This is a genomic window from Kineococcus sp. G2 (assembly GCF_037154035.1).
GTDB lineage: Bacteria > Actinomycetota > Actinomycetes > Actinomycetales > Kineococcaceae > Kineococcus.
Map to the genome: position 1 here is coordinate 41793 of NZ_JBBBEM010000030.1, position 18601 is coordinate 60393.

General features: G+C 72.8%; 15 protein-coding genes and 1 pseudogene. 11 read left to right on the forward strand and 5 right to left on the reverse strand.

Annotated elements, in window-relative coordinates; all coding sequences use genetic code 11:
• Positions 1 to 45 precede the first annotated feature (45 nt).
• From V9U69_RS06235 to V9U69_RS06275, 9 genes and pseudogenes are all read left to right on the forward strand, one after another.
• Entirely contained in the window at positions 46 to 1731 is a 1686-nt protein-coding gene (locus V9U69_RS06235; RefSeq protein WP_442907629.1) for an amidohydrolase, read from the forward strand.
• 28 nt (positions 1732 to 1759) lie between these two features.
• A complete protein-coding gene (locus V9U69_RS06240) occupies positions 1760 to 2869 on the forward strand; it encodes a class II histone deacetylase (RefSeq protein WP_337060507.1) in 1110 nt (369 codons plus the stop codon).
• An 84-nt stretch (positions 2870 to 2953) separates the two neighbouring features.
• Positions 2954 to 3544 (forward strand): TetR/AcrR family transcriptional regulator, encoded by a 591-nt coding sequence (locus V9U69_RS06245; RefSeq protein ID WP_337060508.1) that lies wholly within the window; start codon positions 2954 to 2956, stop codon positions 3542 to 3544.
• A 154-nt stretch (positions 3545 to 3698) separates the two neighbouring features.
• Complete coding sequence (locus V9U69_RS06250) at positions 3699 to 5714, forward strand: primary-amine oxidase (protein ID WP_337060509.1); 2016 nt, start codon at positions 3699 to 3701, stop codon at positions 5712 to 5714.
• The gene (locus V9U69_RS06255) at positions 5707 to 7161 is read left to right on the forward strand and encodes an APC family permease (RefSeq protein WP_337060510.1); all 1455 of its coding nucleotides are present in this window, start codon (positions 5707 to 5709) and stop codon (positions 7159 to 7161) included. Before V9U69_RS06250 ends, V9U69_RS06255 begins: the two co-directional genes overlap by 8 nt.
• On the forward strand, positions 7158 to 7694 hold the full coding sequence (locus tag V9U69_RS06260; protein WP_337060511.1) for a hypothetical protein: 537 nt from the start codon (positions 7158 to 7160) through the stop codon (positions 7692 to 7694). The genes V9U69_RS06255 and V9U69_RS06260 overlap by 4 nt, the downstream gene beginning before the upstream one ends.
• Before the next feature lie 603 nt (positions 7695 to 8297).
• Entirely contained in the window at positions 8298 to 9788 is a 1491-nt protein-coding gene (locus V9U69_RS06265; RefSeq protein ID WP_337060682.1) for an amidohydrolase, read from the forward strand.
• A gap of 103 nt (positions 9789 to 9891) precedes the next feature.
• A pseudogene (locus V9U69_RS06270) lies at positions 9892 to 10479 on the forward strand (amidase family protein); the annotation flags it as partial.
• 11 nt (positions 10480 to 10490) lie between these two features.
• Positions 10491 to 11039, forward strand: coding sequence for an amidase family protein (locus V9U69_RS06275; RefSeq protein ID WP_337060514.1), 549 nt, complete (start codon positions 10491 to 10493; stop codon positions 11037 to 11039).
• A gap of 68 nt (positions 11040 to 11107) precedes the next feature.
• Here the strand turns inward: V9U69_RS06275 and V9U69_RS06280 are convergent, their stop codons facing one another.
• The 5 genes from V9U69_RS06280 to paaI form a co-directional block, all read right to left on the reverse strand.
• Complete coding sequence (locus V9U69_RS06280) at positions 11108 to 12475, reverse strand: MFS transporter (protein WP_337060515.1); 1368 nt, start codon at positions 12473 to 12475, stop codon at positions 11108 to 11110.
• A 221-nt stretch (positions 12476 to 12696) separates the two neighbouring features.
• A complete protein-coding gene (locus tag V9U69_RS06285; RefSeq protein WP_337060516.1) occupies positions 12697 to 13521 on the reverse strand; it encodes an enoyl-CoA hydratase/isomerase family protein in 825 nt (274 codons plus the stop codon).
• Positions 13522 to 13523: 2 nt separating this feature from the next.
• Positions 13524 to 14831, reverse strand: coding sequence for a phenylacetate--CoA ligase PaaK (gene paaK / locus V9U69_RS06290; RefSeq protein WP_337060517.1), 1308 nt, complete (start codon positions 14829 to 14831; stop codon positions 13524 to 13526).
• Between the two features lie 82 nt (positions 14832 to 14913).
• Positions 14914 to 16110 (reverse strand): 3-oxoadipyl-CoA thiolase, encoded by a 1197-nt coding sequence (pcaF, locus tag V9U69_RS06295; RefSeq protein ID WP_337060519.1) that lies wholly within the window; start codon positions 16108 to 16110, stop codon positions 14914 to 14916.
• A gap of 73 nt (positions 16111 to 16183) precedes the next feature.
• The gene (gene paaI, locus V9U69_RS06300; protein ID WP_337060520.1) at positions 16184 to 16630 is read right to left on the reverse strand and encodes a hydroxyphenylacetyl-CoA thioesterase PaaI; all 447 of its coding nucleotides are present in this window, start codon (positions 16628 to 16630) and stop codon (positions 16184 to 16186) included.
• A 169-nt stretch (positions 16631 to 16799) separates the two neighbouring features.
• Between paaI and V9U69_RS06305 the strand changes: the two genes are divergently transcribed.
• Complete coding sequence (locus V9U69_RS06305; RefSeq protein ID WP_337060522.1) at positions 16800 to 17429, forward strand: TetR/AcrR family transcriptional regulator; 630 nt, start codon at positions 16800 to 16802, stop codon at positions 17427 to 17429.
• Positions 17430 to 17591: 162 nt separating this feature from the next.
• Positions 17592 to 18560: a 1,2-phenylacetyl-CoA epoxidase subunit PaaA gene (gene paaA / locus V9U69_RS06310; RefSeq protein WP_442907630.1), complete on the forward strand. Its 969-nt coding sequence runs from the start codon at positions 17592 to 17594 to the stop codon at positions 18558 to 18560.
• Positions 18561 to 18601 lie beyond the last annotated feature (41 nt).

Below are 18601 nucleotides of genomic sequence, written 5' to 3' on the forward strand. Positions count from 1 at the left end.
GAACTCCGGTGAGGAGTGGTAATCGTGCGACGAGCGACCCTGGTGATGCGTGGCGGCAAGGTCTTCACCGTCGACGCCGATTTCACGACCGCCTCGGCGGTGGCGATCCTCGACGACCTCGTGGTGGCCGTCGGCAGCGACGAGGAGATCGGGGAGTGGATCGGCCCGGAGACGGAGGTGGTCGAACTCGCGGGGCGGTCCGCGCTGCCCGGCATCAACGACTCGCACCTGCACGCCATCGCCTTCGGCCTGGACTCCCCACCGCTGTCCCTGGACCTCGCCCACCCCACCGTCACGTCCATCGCGGACATCCGCGAGGCCGTGCGGGAGGCCGTCGCGGCCGCCGCGCCGGGGGAGTGGATCGTGGGGACGGGGTGGGACGACGGCTACCTGGCCGAGTGCCTGGCGGAACCGGGCCGCCTGCCCCACCGCGACGACATCGACGCGGTCAGCCCGGACAACCCCGTCTTCCTGCAGGACTACTCCCGGCACACCTCCTGGGTGAACTCGGCGGCCCTGCGGGCTGCGGGCGTCGACGAGTCCACCCCGGTACCCGACGGCGGGTACGTCGACGCCGGCGCGGACGGCCGGCTGACCGGTGTCCTGCGCGAGGGGGCGCAGGCCCTCGTGCAGGGGGCGCTGCCGGCGCTGACCGCCGAGCGGCGGGAGCAGGCGATCCGCTCCGCGGTCCGGAAGCTGCAGGAGCTGGGCATCACCAGCATCACCGACCCGGCCCTCGGACCCGGCGGCGAAGCGCTCGCCGGTGGTGCCATGGGCACCGAAGGGCTGGCCGTCTACGCGCGACTGGCGGCGGCCGGCGAGCTCGGCGTCCGGGTCAGCGCGCTGCTGCTGCCGACCGGGATGTCCGGCTCGGCCGAGGAGTTCCGCGAGAACCTCGGCACCGAGCTGCCCGAGCAGCCGGACCCCCGCCGCTTCCAGGTCCTCGGCGTGAAGGTGTTCGCCGACGGCATCCCCCCGAGCGGGACGGCCTGGATGCACGAGGAGTACGTCGGCGGCGGGTGCGGCTCCCTGTGCGTGGGCGGCGCCACCGACGAGCAGCGGGTGGAGACGCTGCGGGAGATGGTGCTCGCCGGCCACGAGGCCGGCCACCAGCTCGGCATCCACGTCACCGGTGACCGGGCCATCGACGCGGTGGTCGACGCCATCGTCGCCGCGCAGGAGGCGCACCCCCGCCCGGACGCCCGTCACTACCTCATCCACGGCGACTTCGTCAGCGCCGCGACGCTGGCGCGGATGGCCGAGCACGGCATCGGGGTCAACATGAACCCCACCATCAAGTGGACGATCGCCGACCTCGAGGTCGGCGTCGTCGGCGCCGAGCGCGCCTCCTACGAGTGGCCCTACCGCCTGGCGGCCGAGTCCGGGGTCCACCTCATGAGCAGTTCCGACGCCCCCGTCACCGTTCCCGACTGGCGTCAGGGGCTGTCGACCATGCTGCTGCGCGAGGGCAAGGCGAGCGGTGAGGTCAGCGGGCCGGACCAGCGCATCGACCTCGCGACGGCGCTGCGCACCTACACCAGCAACCCGGCGTGGCAGGACTTCGCCGAGGACTGGAAGGGGACGCTCGAGGTCGGGAAGGTGGCCGACCTCGTGGTGGTCGGCACCGACCTCGAGACCATCGACCCCCACGACCTGCCCACCGTGACGGTCGACCTCACCGTCCTCGGTGGCCGTGTCGTCCACCGGCGGGCCGAACCCGCCGTCGTCTGACGGTGCCACTGCGACCACGGGAGAGACCTTGACCACCGGATACCTCTGGCACGAGCTCTACGGGTGGGGCGACACGGGCAGCGCTCCGCTGTTCCCGGCCGACCCGGGCATCGGGCTGCAGCCGATCTCCCACCACGTCGCGCACGCCGACACCAAGCGGCGGATGCACGAGCTCGTCGTCGTGTCGGGACTCATCGACCACCTCCACCGCCTCCAGCCCCGGCACGCCAGCGAAGAGGAACTGCTGCGCGCGCACACCCCCGAGCACGTCGAGCGCATCCAGCGGGAGAGCCGGCAGCCCAAGGGCGGTGACGCCGGTGACGGGATCTCCCCGTTCGGCAAGGGTGGCTACGAGATCGCCACCCTGGCCGCCGGCGGAGCCATCGAGGTGGTCGACGCGGTGGTGCAGGGCCGCATCGACAACGGCTACGCGCTGGTCCACCCCTGTGGTCACCACGCACCGGCGCACACCGGGATGGGGTTCTGCGTCTTCAACAACGCGGCCGTCGCCGTCAAGCGGGCCCGCGAGGTGCTCGGCGTGCCGAAGGTGGCCGTCGTGGACTGGGACGTCCACCACGGCAACGGCACCCAGTCCATCTTCTGGGACGACCCGTCGGTCCTCACGATCTCCCTCCACCAGGACCGCTGCTTCCCGCCGAACTCCGGGTTCGGGTCCGAGCGCGGTGAGGGGGCGGGCCACGGGTACAACCTCAACATCCCCATGCCCCCCGGCACCGGTGACGGCGGGTACCTCTACGCCACCGAGAACGTCATCGTCCCGGCACTGCGCGCCTTCCAGCCGGACCTGGTCGTCGTCGCCTCGGGCATGGACCCCAACGCCATGGACCCGCTGGCACGCCAGCTCGTGACCTCCAGGGGCTTCCGGGGCATGACCCAGCTGGTGCTCGACGTCGCCCGGGAGGTGTGCGGGGGCAAGGTGGCGATGGTCCAGGAGGGCGGCTACTCCCCGTACTACGTCCCCTTCTGCGGTTACGCGTGCATCGAGACCCTGGCGGGGGTGCAGCTGATGGAGGACCCGCTGTTCCCCGTGGTGGGCGGCATGTACGGCCACGACCTGGAGCCGCACCAGAAGGCGGCGTGCGACCAGGCCGCCGAGCTGGTCGCCGGCATCGGCTGACGGTCGGCGTTCCGTCGCTGGGAGTGCGCCCTCGCCGGTCCCGCCTGCGCGTGCCGCCGCCGCCGGTGCGAGGCTGTGCCCACCATGCCCAGGCTCGTCGACCACGCCGAACGCCGCCAGCGGATCATCGAGGCCGCCTGGCACCTCATCGCCGACCGCGGCCTGGAGGCCGCCACCATGCGGGAGATCGCCCGTGCGGCCGGGTACGCCAACGGGGCGCTGACGCACTACTTCGCGGACAAGGAGGCCCTGCTGCGCGCCGTCTACCAGCACGTGTACGCGGCCACCAACGACCGCGCGGCCGAGGCCGTCGAGGGCCTGCGGGGCGTCGACGCGCTGCGCGCCTTCTGCCGGCAGGTCCTGCCGCTGGAGGAGCTCACCCTCGACGAGGCCCGCGCGGTGCTCACGGTGTGGGGGCGCCTCCCGGCCGACGAGGACCTCGCCGGCCTGCACGCCGAGTCGATGCGAGCCTGGCGCACCTCGATCCGCGGCTGGCTCGCCGAGGGGCGCTCGCTCGGGCAGGTCCGCACCACCAGCACCGACGACGTCCTCGCCGATCAGCTGCTGGCGCAGTTGATGGGGTCGCAGGTCATGGTCCTGGCCGGTGACGTCAGCGGACCGGCGTCCCAGGAGGCCGCCCTGGAGGACTGGATCTCCCGGTTGAACCGCTCCTGAGCGGGTCCGGTCCCGAGCGACCGCTGAGGGAGCCGGCCGAACTCCGGCCTGCCGGGCGAGAGCGCGAAACAACACCGTAACGGGGTCTTCTCAAGGGAGAAACCTACGGGTTACGGTTGGTTCTACAGTCGGAGACTCAACGAGGAGGTCCCGCATGAGCACGACCGTGCCCGCACCCGTCCTGACCACCACCGGTCGCCACCCCCTGTCGTCGCTGACCGCTCAGGAGATCGCCTCGACGCGCGAGGTGCTCGTGAGCGCCGGCCTCGTGCACGAGGGCACCCGTTTCGTGTACGTCGGGCTCCAGGAGCCCACCAAGCCGGAACTGCGCGAGGCCCGGGACGGGGGCACGACCCCCGTGCGCCGCGCCCGCGTCCTGCTGCACGACGTGCGCGTCGTGGAGGCGAAGGACGTCATCGTCGACCTGGACGCGCGCAGGATCGAGTCCACCACCGAGCTGGACGCCGAGGCCGACGGGCAGCTGCCCATCCTCGACGAGGAGTTCGAGCTCGTCGAGCAGCTGCTCGCCACCGACGAGCGCTGGCTGGCGGCGCTGGCCGCGCGGGACCTCGACGTCGCCGACGTGCGCGTCGCGCCGCTGTCGGCCGGCGTCTTCGAGGACATCGAGGGCGAGGTCGGCAAGCGCATCCTGCGCGGCCTGGCCTTCCGCCAGGACCACCCGGAGGACCACGCCTGGGCGCACCCGATCGACGGCCTCGTCGGCTACGTCGACGTGATCGCCCGCGAGGTCACCCAGGTCGTCGACCTCGGGGTCGTCCCCGTGCCGCAGGGTTCGGGCAACTACGACGACCCGGCGGTGCGCGGGGAGTACCGCACGAGCCAGAAGCCGATCTCGATCACCCAGCCCGAGGGCCCGTCCTTCACCCTCGACGGCGACCTGCTGCAGTGGGAGAACTTCTCGGTGCGCGTGGGTTTCGACGCCCGCGAGGGGCTCGTGCTGCACGAGATCTCCTTCTTCGACCGCGACCAGGAGCGCCAGCGCCCGATCATCCACCGGGCCTCCATCGCCGAGATGGTCGTGCCGTACGGCGACCCGTCGCCGGTGCGCAGCTGGCAGAACTACTTCGACACCGGTGAGTACCTCATCGGTCGCTACGCCAACGCCTTGGAGCTGGGCTGCGACTGCGTGGGGGAGATCACCTACCTGGACGGTGTGATCGCCGACGAGACGGGCAACCCGCAAGTGCTGCCGAACGCCGTCTGCATCCACGAGGAGGACTACGGCATCCTCTTCAAGCACACCGACCTGTGGGCGGGGAAGTCCGCCGTGCGCCGGCAGCGCCGCCTCGTGATCTCCTTCTTCACCACCGTCGGCAACTACGACTACGGCTTCTACTGGTACCTCTACCTCGACGGGACCATCGCGTTCGAGGCCAAGGCCACCGGCATCGTCTTCACCTCCGCCTACCCCGGCGAGGGCTACCCGTACGCCTCGGAGATCGCGCCCGGCCTGGGTGCCCCTTACCACCAGCACCTGTTCAGCGCACGCCTGGACATGGCGGTGGACGGTGACACCAACCTCGTCGAGGAGGTCGACGTCCAGCGGGTGCCGACCGGTCCGGACAACCCTCGCGGCAACGCGTTCACCACCTCCGTCACCCCGTTGCGCACCGAGCTCGAGGGCGTGCGCAAGGCGAACCCGGCCCTGGCGCGGGTCTGGCACATCAGCAACCCGAACCGCGAGAACGCGCTGGGGCGCCCGGTGGCCTACGCGCTGTTCCCCGAGGGGCAGCCGACGCTGCTGGCCGCGGACGACTCCTCGATCCGGAAGCGTGCGGCGTTCGCGGCCGAGCACCTGTGGGTCACCCGCTACGACCCGGCCGAGCGGTACTCCGCCGGCGACTTCGTCAACCAGCACTCCGGCGGTGCGGGCCTGCCGGCCTACGTCGCCGACAACCGCGACATCGACGGGCAGGACGTCGTCGTGTGGCACACCTTCGGCCTGACGCACGTGCCCCGGCCCGAGGACTGGCCGATCATGCCGGTGGACTACACCGGCTTCAAGCTCAAGCCAGTCGGCTTCTTCGACCGCAACCCCGCCCTCGACGTCCCGCCGACCTCCTCCGGGCACTGCTCCGCAGGCGCGGCTGCGGACGGCGACGGTGCGAGCGGCGGTTCCTGCCACGGCGGGCAGGCTGGTCGTGGCTGAGGCGGTGCGTGCCGGTGGCGGCGAGCGCCACGGGCTGCGCGGCACCATCGGCGTGCCGGGGATCGTGTTCCTCGTCGTCGCCTCCGCCGCCCCGCTGACCGCCATCGGCGGCGCGCTGCCGGTGATGCTCGCCATCGGCAACGGGGCGGGCGCCCCGTCGGCGTACCTCGTCGTCGCGCTCGTCCTGCTGCTGTTCAGCGTCGGCTACGCCGCGATGAGCCGCCACGTCACGGACACCGGCGCGTTCTTCGCCTTCGTCACCCGCGGCCTGGGTCGGCGCGCCGGGCTCGGTTCGGCCGGTCTGGCGCTGCTGACGTACACGGCCATCCAGGCCGCCGTCTACGGCCTGGCCGCCGCGACCCTGCAGGGCCTGGTCGTGCAGTACGGCGGCCCCGACCTCCCCTGGTGGCTGTGGGCGCTCGTGCTCGTCGCGGTCGTCGCGGTGCTCGGTTACCGCAACATCGACCTGGGCGCCCGGGTCCTCGGGTTGCTGCTGGTGCTGGAGATCGGGATCATCGCCGTCCTCACCGTCGCGATCTTCGTGAAGGGCGGGCCGGAGGGGACTTCCCTCTCCTCCTTCGACCCCTCGACCTTCACGAGCGGCTCCCCGGGCATCGCCCTGATGTTCGCCATCGCCTCCTTCATCGGTTTCGAGGCCACGTCGATCTACGGCGAGGAAGCCCGCGACCCGCGCAGGACGGTGCCGATCGCCACCTACGTCGCGGTCGTCCTCATCGGGGTCTTCTACGCACTGGCCAGCTGGGCGATCGTGACGGCGGTCGGCCCGTCGCAGGTGGTCTCCATCGCCGGGGAGCACCCGGCGGACCTGGTCGTCGGCGTCGTCAGCGGGCAGTACCTCGGTTCCTTCGGCGACCACGTCCTGCCGGTGCTGCTGTTCACCAGCCTCTTCGCCGCCCTGCTGTCCTTCCACAACGCCATCTCGCGCTACTTCTTCGCGCTCGGCCGCGACGGTGCGCTTCACTCCGTCCTGGCCCGCACCCACGGGCGGCACGGCTCCCCGCACACCGGTTCCCTCGCGCAGACCGTCACGGCCCTGGTCGTCCTGGCGGCCTTCGCGCTCGCCGGCGCCGACCCGGTGGCGCAGTTGTTCACCTGGATGTCCGGCCTGGCCACCGTCAGCGTCGTCACGCTCATGCTGCTGGCGTGCACGGCCGTGCTGGTGTTCTTCGCCCGAACCCGCCTGGACCGCCGGGCGTGGAACACCCGCGTCGCCCCCGCCCTGGGGGGGATCGGCCTGCTGGGCATCCTGGTGACGGTGCTGGCGAACTTCACCACGCTCATCGCCGGTTCCGCCGCCCTGGCAGGGTTCTTCATCGCCCTGGTGGTGCTGGCCTTCGTCGCGGGGTGGCTGCTGTCGCTGCGTTCGCGACCGGAAGGTGCGGCGCCCACCGCCTCCCCGGCGGTCGAGGACCTGGCGCAGCGGTGAGCGCAGTCGTCCACGTCGCCGCGGGTGCGGCGGGGCTGGCCGCGGCCGCCGGTGGACTGGTCGGCAGCGCCCGCCGGCGGGACCGGGACATCGCGGCGCACGCGGTGATGACCGGAGCCATGGCGTTGTGCCTGGCGGCGGCGCTGGGGGTGGGCGTTCCCGTGGAACTGCTGCTGCTGGCGGCCGTGGCCTCGTGGATCGGCGCCTGGACCGGGGCCGCCGCGGACCGCCGCGCCGGGCAGCGGTCCGGTCTGCCGCTGGACCTGGTGGCCACCGGGGCGCTGCTGCTGCTCATGCCGATGGGGCACGCAGCGGCTCCCGGACCGGTCGGCGGTGCGCACCTGCACTCCACGGGAGCCTCGTCCACCGCTCTGCTGGCACTGGTGGTGGCCGTCTCGTGGCTCGTGGTCTCGCTGCTGCGCTGCCGCCCGGGACGCACCGGAGGCGCGGCGCACGGGAGCGGCCTGCTGCCCTCGGTGTGCGCGGCGGGCATGGCCGGCAGCATGGTCGTCATGGCGGCCGTCGTGGTTTGACGTCTCACGTCGCGAAGAACTCTGTGCCGCAGGTGCTCCCGGAGCACCTGCGGCACTTCGCGTCTTGACCGGTCCTGGCTGGCGTGTCAGTGTGCGGGAACTCACAGCTGCCGCACCGGTGCCTGCGGGTCCACCCTCCGTCGAGGTCGACGGTGCAGGAACCCCCCGGTGCGACTGCACCCGAAACCCTCCTGGAGGCCTCGTGGCCCACCACTCGTTCTCGCGCCGCCGCGTGCTGCAGACCGGTGCCGCCGGTGCCGCAGTCGTCGGGCTCGCACCCCTCACCGCGTCGCCGGCCTCGGCCGGTTCCGGTTCCTCGTCCGGTGGACGCAGGAAGGCGGACACCGTCCTGGTCAACGGCCAGGTCGTCACCCTCGACGGCTGCAGCTCGATCGTCTCCGCGCTGGCCGTGCGCGGTGGTGAGGTCGTGCACGTCGGCGACGACGCCTCCGTCCGCCGCTGGATCGGCCGTGGCACGCAGGTCGTGGACCTGCGGGGGCGCACCGCGGTCCCCGGCATCAACGACTCCCACGTCCACCTGCTGCGCACCGGGCTGGCGATGCCGCCGCGCACGATCGACGTGGGCGGGCGGTCTCCGCGTCCATCGCAGCCGTGGCCGACGCCGTGCGCCGGGCTGCCGCGACGACCCCGCCGGGGGCGTGGATCCGCGGCAAGGGCTGGAACGAGGAACTGTTCGCCGAGGGGCGCGTCCCCAGCCGGACCGACCTCGACGCCGCCGCCCCCGACCACCCCGTCGTCCTGCTGGACTGGTCGAACCACCAGGCGTGGGTGAACTCCAAGGCGCTGGAGGTCACCGGGATCACCGCTTCGACGCCGGTCCCGGCGGGTGGCGTCGTGGTCCTCGACGCCTCGGGGCAACCCTCCGGGGTGTTCCACGAGACGGCCATGGCGCTGGTCAACGACCAGGTTCCCGCATTCACCCGAGCCGAGCAGCAGGCCGCCATCGAGGACGCCGCCGCGGTGCTCCTGCAGTTCGGCATCACCAGCGTCACCGAACCCGGCATCGGAGAGGTTCCCCGCTCGATCTACGAGGAGCTCGCCCGCGCCGGCGACCTGCCGCTGCGGGTCACGGCGCTTCTCAGCCGCCCCGACGACACCTACCCCGTCAGCGCCGCCCACGTCCGCGAGATCCTCGACGGGTACGAGGCCGCCGACGGCGTCGACCCGCGCTCCTTCTCCATGCGCGGCGTCAAGCTGCGCGCGGACGGCGTGCCCATCGGCAGTCGCACGGCGTGGATGCGCGAGGCGTACGTCGGGGGCGGGAGGGGCAGCCTGGTCACGGTCGGCGAGGACGACGCCGCGAAGGTCGCCGAACTCACCGAGATGGTCCGCCTCGTGCACGACGCCGGGTGGCAGATCGGCACCCACGCCACCGGCGACGCGGCCGTCGACGCCGTGGCCGCCGCCTACGCCGCCGCCTACGCCGCCTACGCCGCCGCCCACCGCCGGCGCCGGGGACGCGACCAGCGCCACTACGTCATCCACGGCGACTTCGCCCGGCCCGAGGCGCTGGCGCTGCTGGCGCGCCTCGGCTGCGCGGTGAACTTCAACCCCGCCATCCGACGGCTCATCGCGGACACGCAGCCCGCCGTCGTGGGCGCCGAGCGCGCCGCCTACGAATCGCCGATGGCGACCGCGCTGCGCGCCGGCGTCGTCGTGACGGCGGCGTCCGACTCGCCCAACGTCTCCCCGGACTGGCGCATCGGGGTTCAGGCGGCGATGACCCGCCAGGGGACCTCGGGAGCCGTCACCGGCGCCGAGGAGGCCATCGGCTTCGAGGACGCGCTGCGGGCCTTCACCACGGCGGGCGCCTGGCAGGACCACGCCGAGCGGTGGAAGGGGTCGCTGGAGACCGGGAAGGTCGGCGACGTCTGCGTGCTCGGCGAGCGGATCCTCGACGACGAGGGGGGCCTGCGGGTGCCGGCCGAGGAGTTCAGCACGGTCCCGATCGCCCTCACGCTCCTCGGCGGGCGCGTCGTGCACGACGCGGACGACTCCGCACGGGCAACTGCCGCGGCACCGGCGTCCTTCGTGGCCTCGCCGTCGCCCGACGCGATGTGCTCGCACTGCTGAGTCCTGGCGGCGAGCCCTGCTCGGCGGTGTGGCGACTGCCGTCGGCGTCGCCACCCAGGCTCGGACCGCCCGGGTAGAACCACCGCCGGCCGTCGGCGGTGCCGTGCCGATCGCCGCGGGTGGTTCTCGTCCAGGCAGCATCGTCGCTTTCGACGCAGCGGACCTGTCCAGGGCGATCCGTCGCCGCCAGGTCTCCTGCGTCGAGGTGATGACGGCGTACCTCGACCACATCGATGCGCTGAACCCCCTCGTCAACGCCGTCGTCAACCTCCGCCCGCGCTCGGAACTGCTGGCCGAGGCGGCGGAGAAGGACCGGCTGCTGCGCTCAGGAACCCGCCAGGGCTGGATGCACGGCTTCCCGCACGCGGTGAAGGACCTCGCCAACGTCGCGGGGATGAAGACGACCTCCGGCTTCTTCAGGCCACCGTTCGAGGCCCCGGTGGCGACCACTGACGCCCTGATTGCCGAGCGGATGCGGTCCGCCGGGGCGATCTTCATCGGCAGGACCAACACGCCGGAGCTCGGGCTGGGTTCACACACCTACGACGAGGTCTTCGGGACGACCCTCAACGCCTACGACCAGACCCGGTCCGCGGGTGGCAGCAGCGGTGGGGCCGCTGTCGCCGTGGCGCTGCGCATGGTGCTCGTCGCCGACGGCAGCGACTCCTTCGGCTCGCTGCGCAACCCCTCGGGTGGAGCAACGTGCCCGGCAACGAGGACCTGTGGCCGCTGCGGCTGGTGCACCGGCACTGGCTGATCGGCGGGATCCTCGCGCCGCTGCACGCGGACCCCGGGTACCGCGCGGCGATGAAGCCGGAGGCGCTGTACGAGGTGGAGGGGTTGCTGACGGGTGCCGACGGCAACCCTCCCATCACCGGGCTGGACGTCCACAACGCGTCGGTCAAGCGCACGGCCATGTACGAGACGTTCAGGCGGCTCTTCGAGGACGTGGACTTCGCGGTCCTGCCGACGACCCAGGTGTTCCCCTTCGACGCGTCGCTCACCTGGCCCCGTTCCATCGACGGCGTGCCCATGAGCTCGTACCGCCGCTGGATGGAGGTCACGGCGATCGGGACGCTGCTGGGCTGCCCGACCATCGCCCTGCCGGCGGGTCTCGACGCCCGCGGGCTGCCGATGGGGATCCAGGTGATCGCGCGGAACCACGACGACCTGTCCCTGCTGCAGCTGGCCCGCTCCTGGGAGAGGGCGACCGGCCGGGTGCAGCAGCACCCGCCCTCCCTGCTGGGTTGAACGGCGGGTTCCCGCACCACCCCCGGTGCAGCGGGCGCTGATCAGCGCCCGCTGCACCGGGGGTGGTTTCAGGCGTCGCGGGGCGTGCGGCCGGCGCCGGAGGGCTGGTCCTCGCCGTCGGTCACGTGCAGGTCGTTCCCGCGCGTCTCACCGGCGATCGTGACCGCCGCCCCCGAGATCAGGCACAGCACCATGACGTAGACGCCCACGGCCACCGAGGTCCCGGTGGAGCGGATGAGCAGTTCGGCGATGGTGGGGGCGAAGGCGCCTCCGAGGATGGCGCCCAGCGCGTAACCGATGGAGACGCCGGAGTAGCGCACCGAGGTGGGGAACATCTCCGCGTACATCGCCGACATGGGGCCGTAGGACAGGCCCAGTCCGATCGTCAACACGAAGATCGAGGCGCCGAACATCCAGATGTTGGCCGTCTCGATGAGCAGGAACATCGGGATGAGCCAGACGAACATGAGCGCGTACCCGGCCTGGAAGGTGCGCACCCGGCCGATGCGGTCCGACAAGGCACCGCCGTACAGGGTGAAGGTGAACCAGCCCAGCGAGGCGAAGACGGTCGCCAGCAGGACCGGCGGGCGCTCCATGCCGAGCGTGCCGGTGGCGTAGGTGATGAAGAAGACGATGACGAGGTACCCGGCGGCGTTGTTGGCGACGAAGATCAGCGCTGAGAGCAGCACGCCACGGGTGTTGCGGCGGAACAGGTCGCGCAGCGGGGTGGCTGACTCGCGCTTGCGCTGCAGCATGTCCTGGAAGACCGGGCTCTCCTCCACCGAGCGGCGGATGACGTAACCGACGGCGATGAGGACCACGGAGAGCAGGAACGGCACCCGCCAGCCCCACGACTCGAACTGCGCGGGGGTGGTGGAGGTGGTCAGCACCCACAGCACGGCGGTCGCCAAGATCAAGCCGAGCGGCACCCCGACCTGCGGGTAGGCGCCGAAGAGCCCGCGCCGGCCGACCGGGGCGTGCTCCACGGACATCAGGGCCGCCCCGCCCCACTCGCCGCCCGCGGAGAACCCCTGCAGGACGCGCAGCAGCACGAGCAGGACCGGGGCGGCCACGCCGATGCTCGCGTAGGTGGGCAGCAGGCCGATGAGGGCGGTGGCCGAGCCCATCAGCAGCAGGGTCAGCACGAGCATCTTCTTGCGGCCGAGGCGGTCGCCGAACCGGCCGGCGAGGACGGCGCCCAGCGGGCGGAACAGGAAGCTGATGCCGATGGTGGCCAGCGAGACGACGGTGGCGAGGCCGGGCGAGGAATCGCTGAGCGGTGCCAGGAACAGCGGTGCCAGCACGAGGCCGGCCGCCTGGGCGTACACGAAGAAGTCGTACCACTCGATGGTGGTGCCGGCGAGGGTGCCGGCGAGGACCCTGCGCTCGTCGGGGGTGAGGCGCCGGCGTGCGGCGGTGTTCGTGGTGGTTGCCATGGGAACTCCATCGTCCTGTAGGCGGTGTCGTCGTCGGGTGCGGCGGTGGTGCTGTCGGGCCGGGGAACGCCCCGGTGCTGCGCGGCACGGGCCGTCGTGCTCCGACAGTCAACCAGAGGGGCTGCGGGCTCGTGGCGCGTGGAACGGCACTGCGAGGGACGTCGTCCGCGGTCGCTGTGCCCGGGCGCCGGTCGCGCCGTAGCGGCCGGGGTCCGTGGACCTCAGGAACCGGTGAAGACGGGTACCCGCTTGGCCTGGAAGGCGGCGAAGCCCTCGCGGTAGTCGGCGCCGCTGCTGGCCTCGCGCTGGGCCTGCGCCTCCAGGGACAGCACTTCCGGCAGCGGTAGCGCCTCGTCGCGGATGCGCGCCAGCAGCCGCTTGCTCGCGGTGAAGGCCGCGGTGGGGCCGGCGGCCAGGGCGCCGGCGAGCTGCTGGGCCTCGGGCAGCGCGGTGCCGGGGGCGACGGCGCGGGTGATCAGGCCCCAGGCGGCGGCCTCGGTCCCGCTGAGCAGGCGCGCGGTGTAGATCAGTTCCAGCGCGCGGGCGCGTCCGATCCGCTCGGTCAGCAGCAGGTGCCCACCGGAGTCCAGGACGGCGCCCAGGCGCGCGAAGGGGGAACCGAGCTTGGCGTCCTCGCCCGCCAGGACGAGGTCGCACGCCAGCGCCAGGCCCAGCCCGACACCCAGGGCGGGGCCCTCGACGGCGGCGAGGGTGGGCACGGGCAGGTCGGTCAGGCGCTGCACGAGGGGGTTCAAGACCTCCTCGAGCACGGCACCGGCGTCCTCGGCGGCGGGGTCGACGCCGGAGATGTCCCGTCCGGCGCAGAAGGCCCCGCCGGCACCGGTGAGCACCAGCGCGCGCACCTCGCCGGAGCCGGTGCGCGCCTCGACGTCGCTCAGGGCGTCGGCGAGCTCGGCCGCTGCGTCCAGGTCCAGGGCGTTGCGGCGCGCGGGACGGTCCAGGGTGAGCACGGCGGCGCCGGCCTCGACGGTGAGCGAGACCACCGGGGAGGCGGCCGGTTCGGGCGGGGTCGTCCCGCTGGGCACGCTCACGCCTTCGGGCGCAGGTCGACGATGCGGCGCATCTTGCCGACGGAGCGCTCGATGCCGTCGGGGTCGACGACCTCGACCTTCACGGTCACGCCGATGTTGTGCTTGATCAGCTTGCACAGCAGCGTGCCGGCGGCCTCGGCGGTCTCGGCGGCGCAGTCCTCGCGCCGCTCCACGCGCACGACCATCTCGTCCATGCGGCCCGGGCGCACCAGCACGCACTGGAAGTGGGGGGACAGCTCGGGCGTGCGGAGGATGAGCTCCTCGATCTGGGTGGGGAAGACGTTCACGCCGCGCAGGATCATCATGTCGTCGGTGCGGCCGGTGATCTTCTCGATGCGGCGGAAGCTGCGCGCGGTGCCCGGCAGGATGCGCGTCAGGTCGCGGGTGCGGTAGCGCACCACCGGCATGGCCTCCTTGGTGAGGGAGGTGAACACCAGTTCGCCGTACTCCCCGTCGGGCAGCACCGCACCGGTCATGGGGTCGATGACCTCGGGGTAGAAGTGGTCCTCCCACACGTGCAGGCCGTCCTTGGTCTCCACGCACTCGCTGGCCACGCCAGGGCCCATGACCTCCGAGAGGCCGTAGATGTCCACGGCGTGCATGTCCAGGTTGCTCTGCACCTCCTGGCGCATCTGGTCGGTCCACGGCTCGGCGCCGAAGACGCCGACCTTCAGCGAGGTGCTGCGCGGGTCCACGCCCTGGCGGCGCATCTCGTCGAGGATCGCCAGCATGTAGGTGGGGGTGACCATGATGACGTCGGGGGCGAAGTCCTGGATCAGGCGCACCTGCCGCTCGGTCTGGCCGCCGGAGACGGGGATGACGGTGCACCCCAGCGCCTCGGCGCCGTAGTGGGCGCCCAGCCCGCCGGTGAAGAGGCCGTAGCCGTAGGCGACGTGGACCTTGTGCCCGGGGCGGGCGCCGGCCGCGCGCAGGGAGCGGGCCACCACCTGCGACCAGTTGCGGATGTCACCGGCGGTGTAGCCGACGACGGTGGGCTGGCCGGTGGTGCCGGAGGAGGCGTGGATGCGGGAGACCTGCTCCTGCGGGACGGCGAACATCCCGAACGGGTAGTTGGCCCGCAGGTCCGCCTTCATCGTGAAGGGGAACTTCGACAGGTCCGCCAGTTCCTGCAGGTCCTTGGGGTGCACGCCGAGCGCGTCGAAGGCGTCGCGGTAGTGGGGGACGTTCTCGTAGGCGTGCTGCAGGGACCACTGCATCCGCTGCAGCTGCAGCGCCTCGATCTCGTCGCGGGAGGCGGTCTCGATCGGCTCGAGGTCGCCGGGGCGGGGGTTGAGGTTGTCCACGGGAGGGCTCCAGGTCGACGGTGACGGGCTGGTGGGGACGGGGACTGCGGGGGCGTGCGTGCTCGCTCGGCCGGGCGGCGCTTCAGACTGCGCCGAGGAGCACCGAGATCCCCTGGCCGACACCGACGCACATGGTGGCCACGGCGTGCCGGCCGCCTCGGCGCTGCAGCTCGCGGGCGGCGGTCAGCACCAGCCGCGAGCCTGTGGAGCCCAGCGGGTGGCCCAGCGCGATGCCGCCACCGTGGGGGTTGACGTGCTCGGCGTCGTCGGGCAGCCCGAGTCGGCGCAGCACGGCCAGGGCCTGGGCGGCGAAGGCCTCGTTGAGCTCGAGGACGTCGACCTCGCCGATGCTCAACCCCGAGCGCTTGAGCAGCTTCTCGGTGGCGGGGACCGGCCCGAGCCCCATGGTGCGCGGGTGCACGCCCGCGGTGGCGGCGCTGAGGACCCGGGCGACGGGCTGCAGGCCGTAGCGGCGCACCGCGTCCTCGGAGGCGATCAGCAGCGCCGAGGCGCCGTCGTTGACGCCGGAGCTGTTGCCCGCCGTGACGGTGCCGCCGGGCCGGAACGCCGGGCGCAGCCCGGACAGCGCCTCGAGCGAGGTCTCGCGCGGGTGCTCGTCCTGCGCGACGACCGTCTCGCCCCGCTTGCCGGGGATCGTCACGGGGGTGATCTCCTCGGCGAAGACGTCCCGGGAGGCGGCGGCGCGCTGCTGGCTGCGCAGCGCGAAGGCGTCCTGGTCCGCGCGGGAGACCCGGTCGTCCTCGGCGACGTTCTCGGCCGTCTCGCCCATGGAGTCCGTGCCGTACGCGGCCTCCAGCGCCGGGTTGACGAACCGCCAGCCGATGGTCGTGTCGTGCACCTCCACCGCGCGGGAGAACGCCTTGTCCGCCTTGGGCATGACGAACGGCGCGCGCGACATGCTCTCCACCCCACCGGCGACGACGAGGTCGGCCTCACCGGCGGCGATGCTGCGCGCGGCGATCGCGACGGCGTCCGCGCCGGAGCCGCACAGCCGGTTCACCGTGGTGCCGGAGACGGTGTGCGGGTAGCCGGCCAGCAGCAGCGCCATGCGGGCCACGTCGCGGTTGTCCTCACCGGCCTGGTTCGCGCAGCCGAGCACGACGTCGTCGACGGCCTCCAGGTCCACGCCGGGGTTGCGCCCCGCCAGTTCGCGCAGCACGTGCGCGGCCAGGTCGTCGGGGCGCACGCTCGCCAGCGCCCCGCCGTAGCGGCCGATGGGGGTGCGGACGCCGTCCACCAGGTAGGCGGTGCCGGTCATGGGTCCTCCTTCTGCGGGGCGGCTCTGCGAGGGGCGGCGGGTCGCCCGGGCGGGGCGTCGGTGGGGCGGGACTTCAGCGCAGGGGATCGGCCGGGCGCAGCGGCACGGCCCTGCTGCGGCCGCGGAACTCCGCCACGACGCGGTCGCCGCACTCGACGCGGACGTCGTACAGGCCGCTGCGCCCGCGCAGCACGCGCTCCTCGGCGGTGGCGACCAGGGTGTCACCGGCCCGGGTGGGCTCGAGGAAGGCGATGTCGGCGCCGGCGGCGACGGTGGCGGTGCCTCGGCTGTTGCAGGCGTAGGCGAAGGCGGTGTCGGCCAGGAGGAAGAGGTACCCGCCGTGGGTGTTGCCGTACCCGTTGGTCATGCTCGCCCGCACGGTCAGGCCGACCTTCGCGGTGCCCTCGCCGACGCTGAGCAGCTCCAGCCCCAGGTCGGCCAGCACGGCGTCGGCGGCCTGCATGCCGGCGACGCCCGCCGCCGTGGGCGGCGTCGGCCCGGGTGGGACCTGCGCGGTCATGGCCGTCTCCTCGTCCTCGAGCACGTTGTCGACCGAACGTTCGGTTTACGGGGTCCGCCCGGAGCCTGTCAAGCGATCGGCTGCACCGGGGTCGTGTCGCGGGTGCACGGCGTCGTGGCGGTGCCGCGGTCCCGTCGGCGCGTGCGCGCAGCGTGCCATGCTCGCGTCCATGGCCGCTCCGCAGTCCGCCCGCCGGGTCCAGCGCTACGACACCGCCTCGCTGCTCCAGGTGGCCGTGCGCGTCTTCACCGAGCGCGGTTACGACGGCACCAGCATGGAGGACCTGGCGCGCGCCGCCGGGGTGACGAAGTCGTCGATCTACCACCACGTGGACGGCAAGGAGCACCTGCTGCGCCTGGCGCTCGAACGCGCCCTGAACCCCCTCTTCGCCGTCCTGGAGGAACCCGGCGCCACCAAGGGGACGGCGCTGGACCGCCTGGAGCACGTGCTGCGCCGCGAGGTGGAGGTCCTCGTGGCCGAACTGCCGCACGTCACGCTGCTGCTGCGCGTGCGGGGGAACACCGACACCGAGCGCTGGGCGCTGCAGCGCCGCCGGGAGTTCGACGCGCTCGTCGCGGCGCTCGCCGGGGAGGCCGTCCGCGAGGGGGCGCTGCGCGACGACCTGGATCCCGCGCTGATCACCCGGCTGGTCTTCGGGATGATCAACTCGGTCGTCGAGTGGTACCGCCCCGACGGTGCCCGCGACGGCGAGGACCGTCCCGACGGCGTGCGCCCCCCGGCCGCCCGGCTGGCCGACGCCGTCCTGGCGCTCTCGCTCGACGGGCTGCGCGCGCGCTGATCCCGCCGGGACCGCCCGCCCGTCGGTGCCCGGCCCGCCCGCCGGGGCGTTCCCCTTGACGCCGGCGGCGCGCTGCGCGAAGCTCAAACCGAACGTTCGGTCGGTTGCGAGGAGGATCCCGTGTCAGTGCAGACCGCGCGCCCCCCGTCCCAGCAGGGAGCGGTGGTGGCCGACGAGGCGATCGACGAGGCGGAGCTGCAGCGCCGCTTCGAGGCGACCATCGCCGCCGACGAGCGCGTCGAACCGCGCGACTGGATGCCCGAGGCCTACCGCAGGACGCTCGTGCGCCAGATCGCCCAGCACGCCCACTCGGAGATCATCGGCATGCAGCCGGAGGGCAACTGGATCACCCGCGCGCCCAGCCTGCGCCGCAAGATGATCCTGCTGGCCAAGGTCCAGGACGAGGCCGGTCACGGGCTGTACCTGTACAGCGCCGCGGAGACCCTGGGCGTGGACCGCGCCGAACTGCTCGACCTGCTGCACGCCGGCAAGCAGAAGTACTCCTCGATCTTCAACTACCCCACGCTGACCTGGGCCGACATGGGAGCCATCGGCTGGCTCGTCGACGGCGCCGCGATCGTCAACCAGGTGCCGATCACCCGCTGCTCCTACGGGCCCTACGCGCGGGCGATGGTGCGCATCTGCAAGGAGGAGTCCTTCCACCAGCGGCAGGGCTTCGAGATCCTCAACCACCTGTCCCACGGCACCCCCGAGCAGCACGCCATGGCCCAGGACGCCGTCGACCGGTGGTGGTGGCCCTCCATCATGATGTTCGGCCCGCCGGACGACGCCTCGCCCAACAGCGAGCGCTCCATGGCGTGGAAGATCAAGCGCTTCTCCAACGACGAGCTGCGCCAGCGCTTCATCGACATGGCCGTGCCGCAGGCCGAGGCCCTCGGGCTCACCCTGCCCGACCCCGAGCTGCGCCTGGACCCCGAGACGGGGCACTACCGCCACGGCCCGATCGACTGGGACGAGTTCAACGAGGTGATCCGCGGCAACGGGCCCTGCAACGCCCAGCGCCTGGAGCTGCGCGTGCAGGCCCACGAGCGCGGCGCCTGGGTCCGCGAGGCGGCCGACGCCTACGCCGCCAAGGTCGCGCAGCGCGAGGCGGAGGCGGTGGCGGCGTGAACGTGCCCGAGGAGCAGGACGCGTCGAACGCCCCGGCGGAC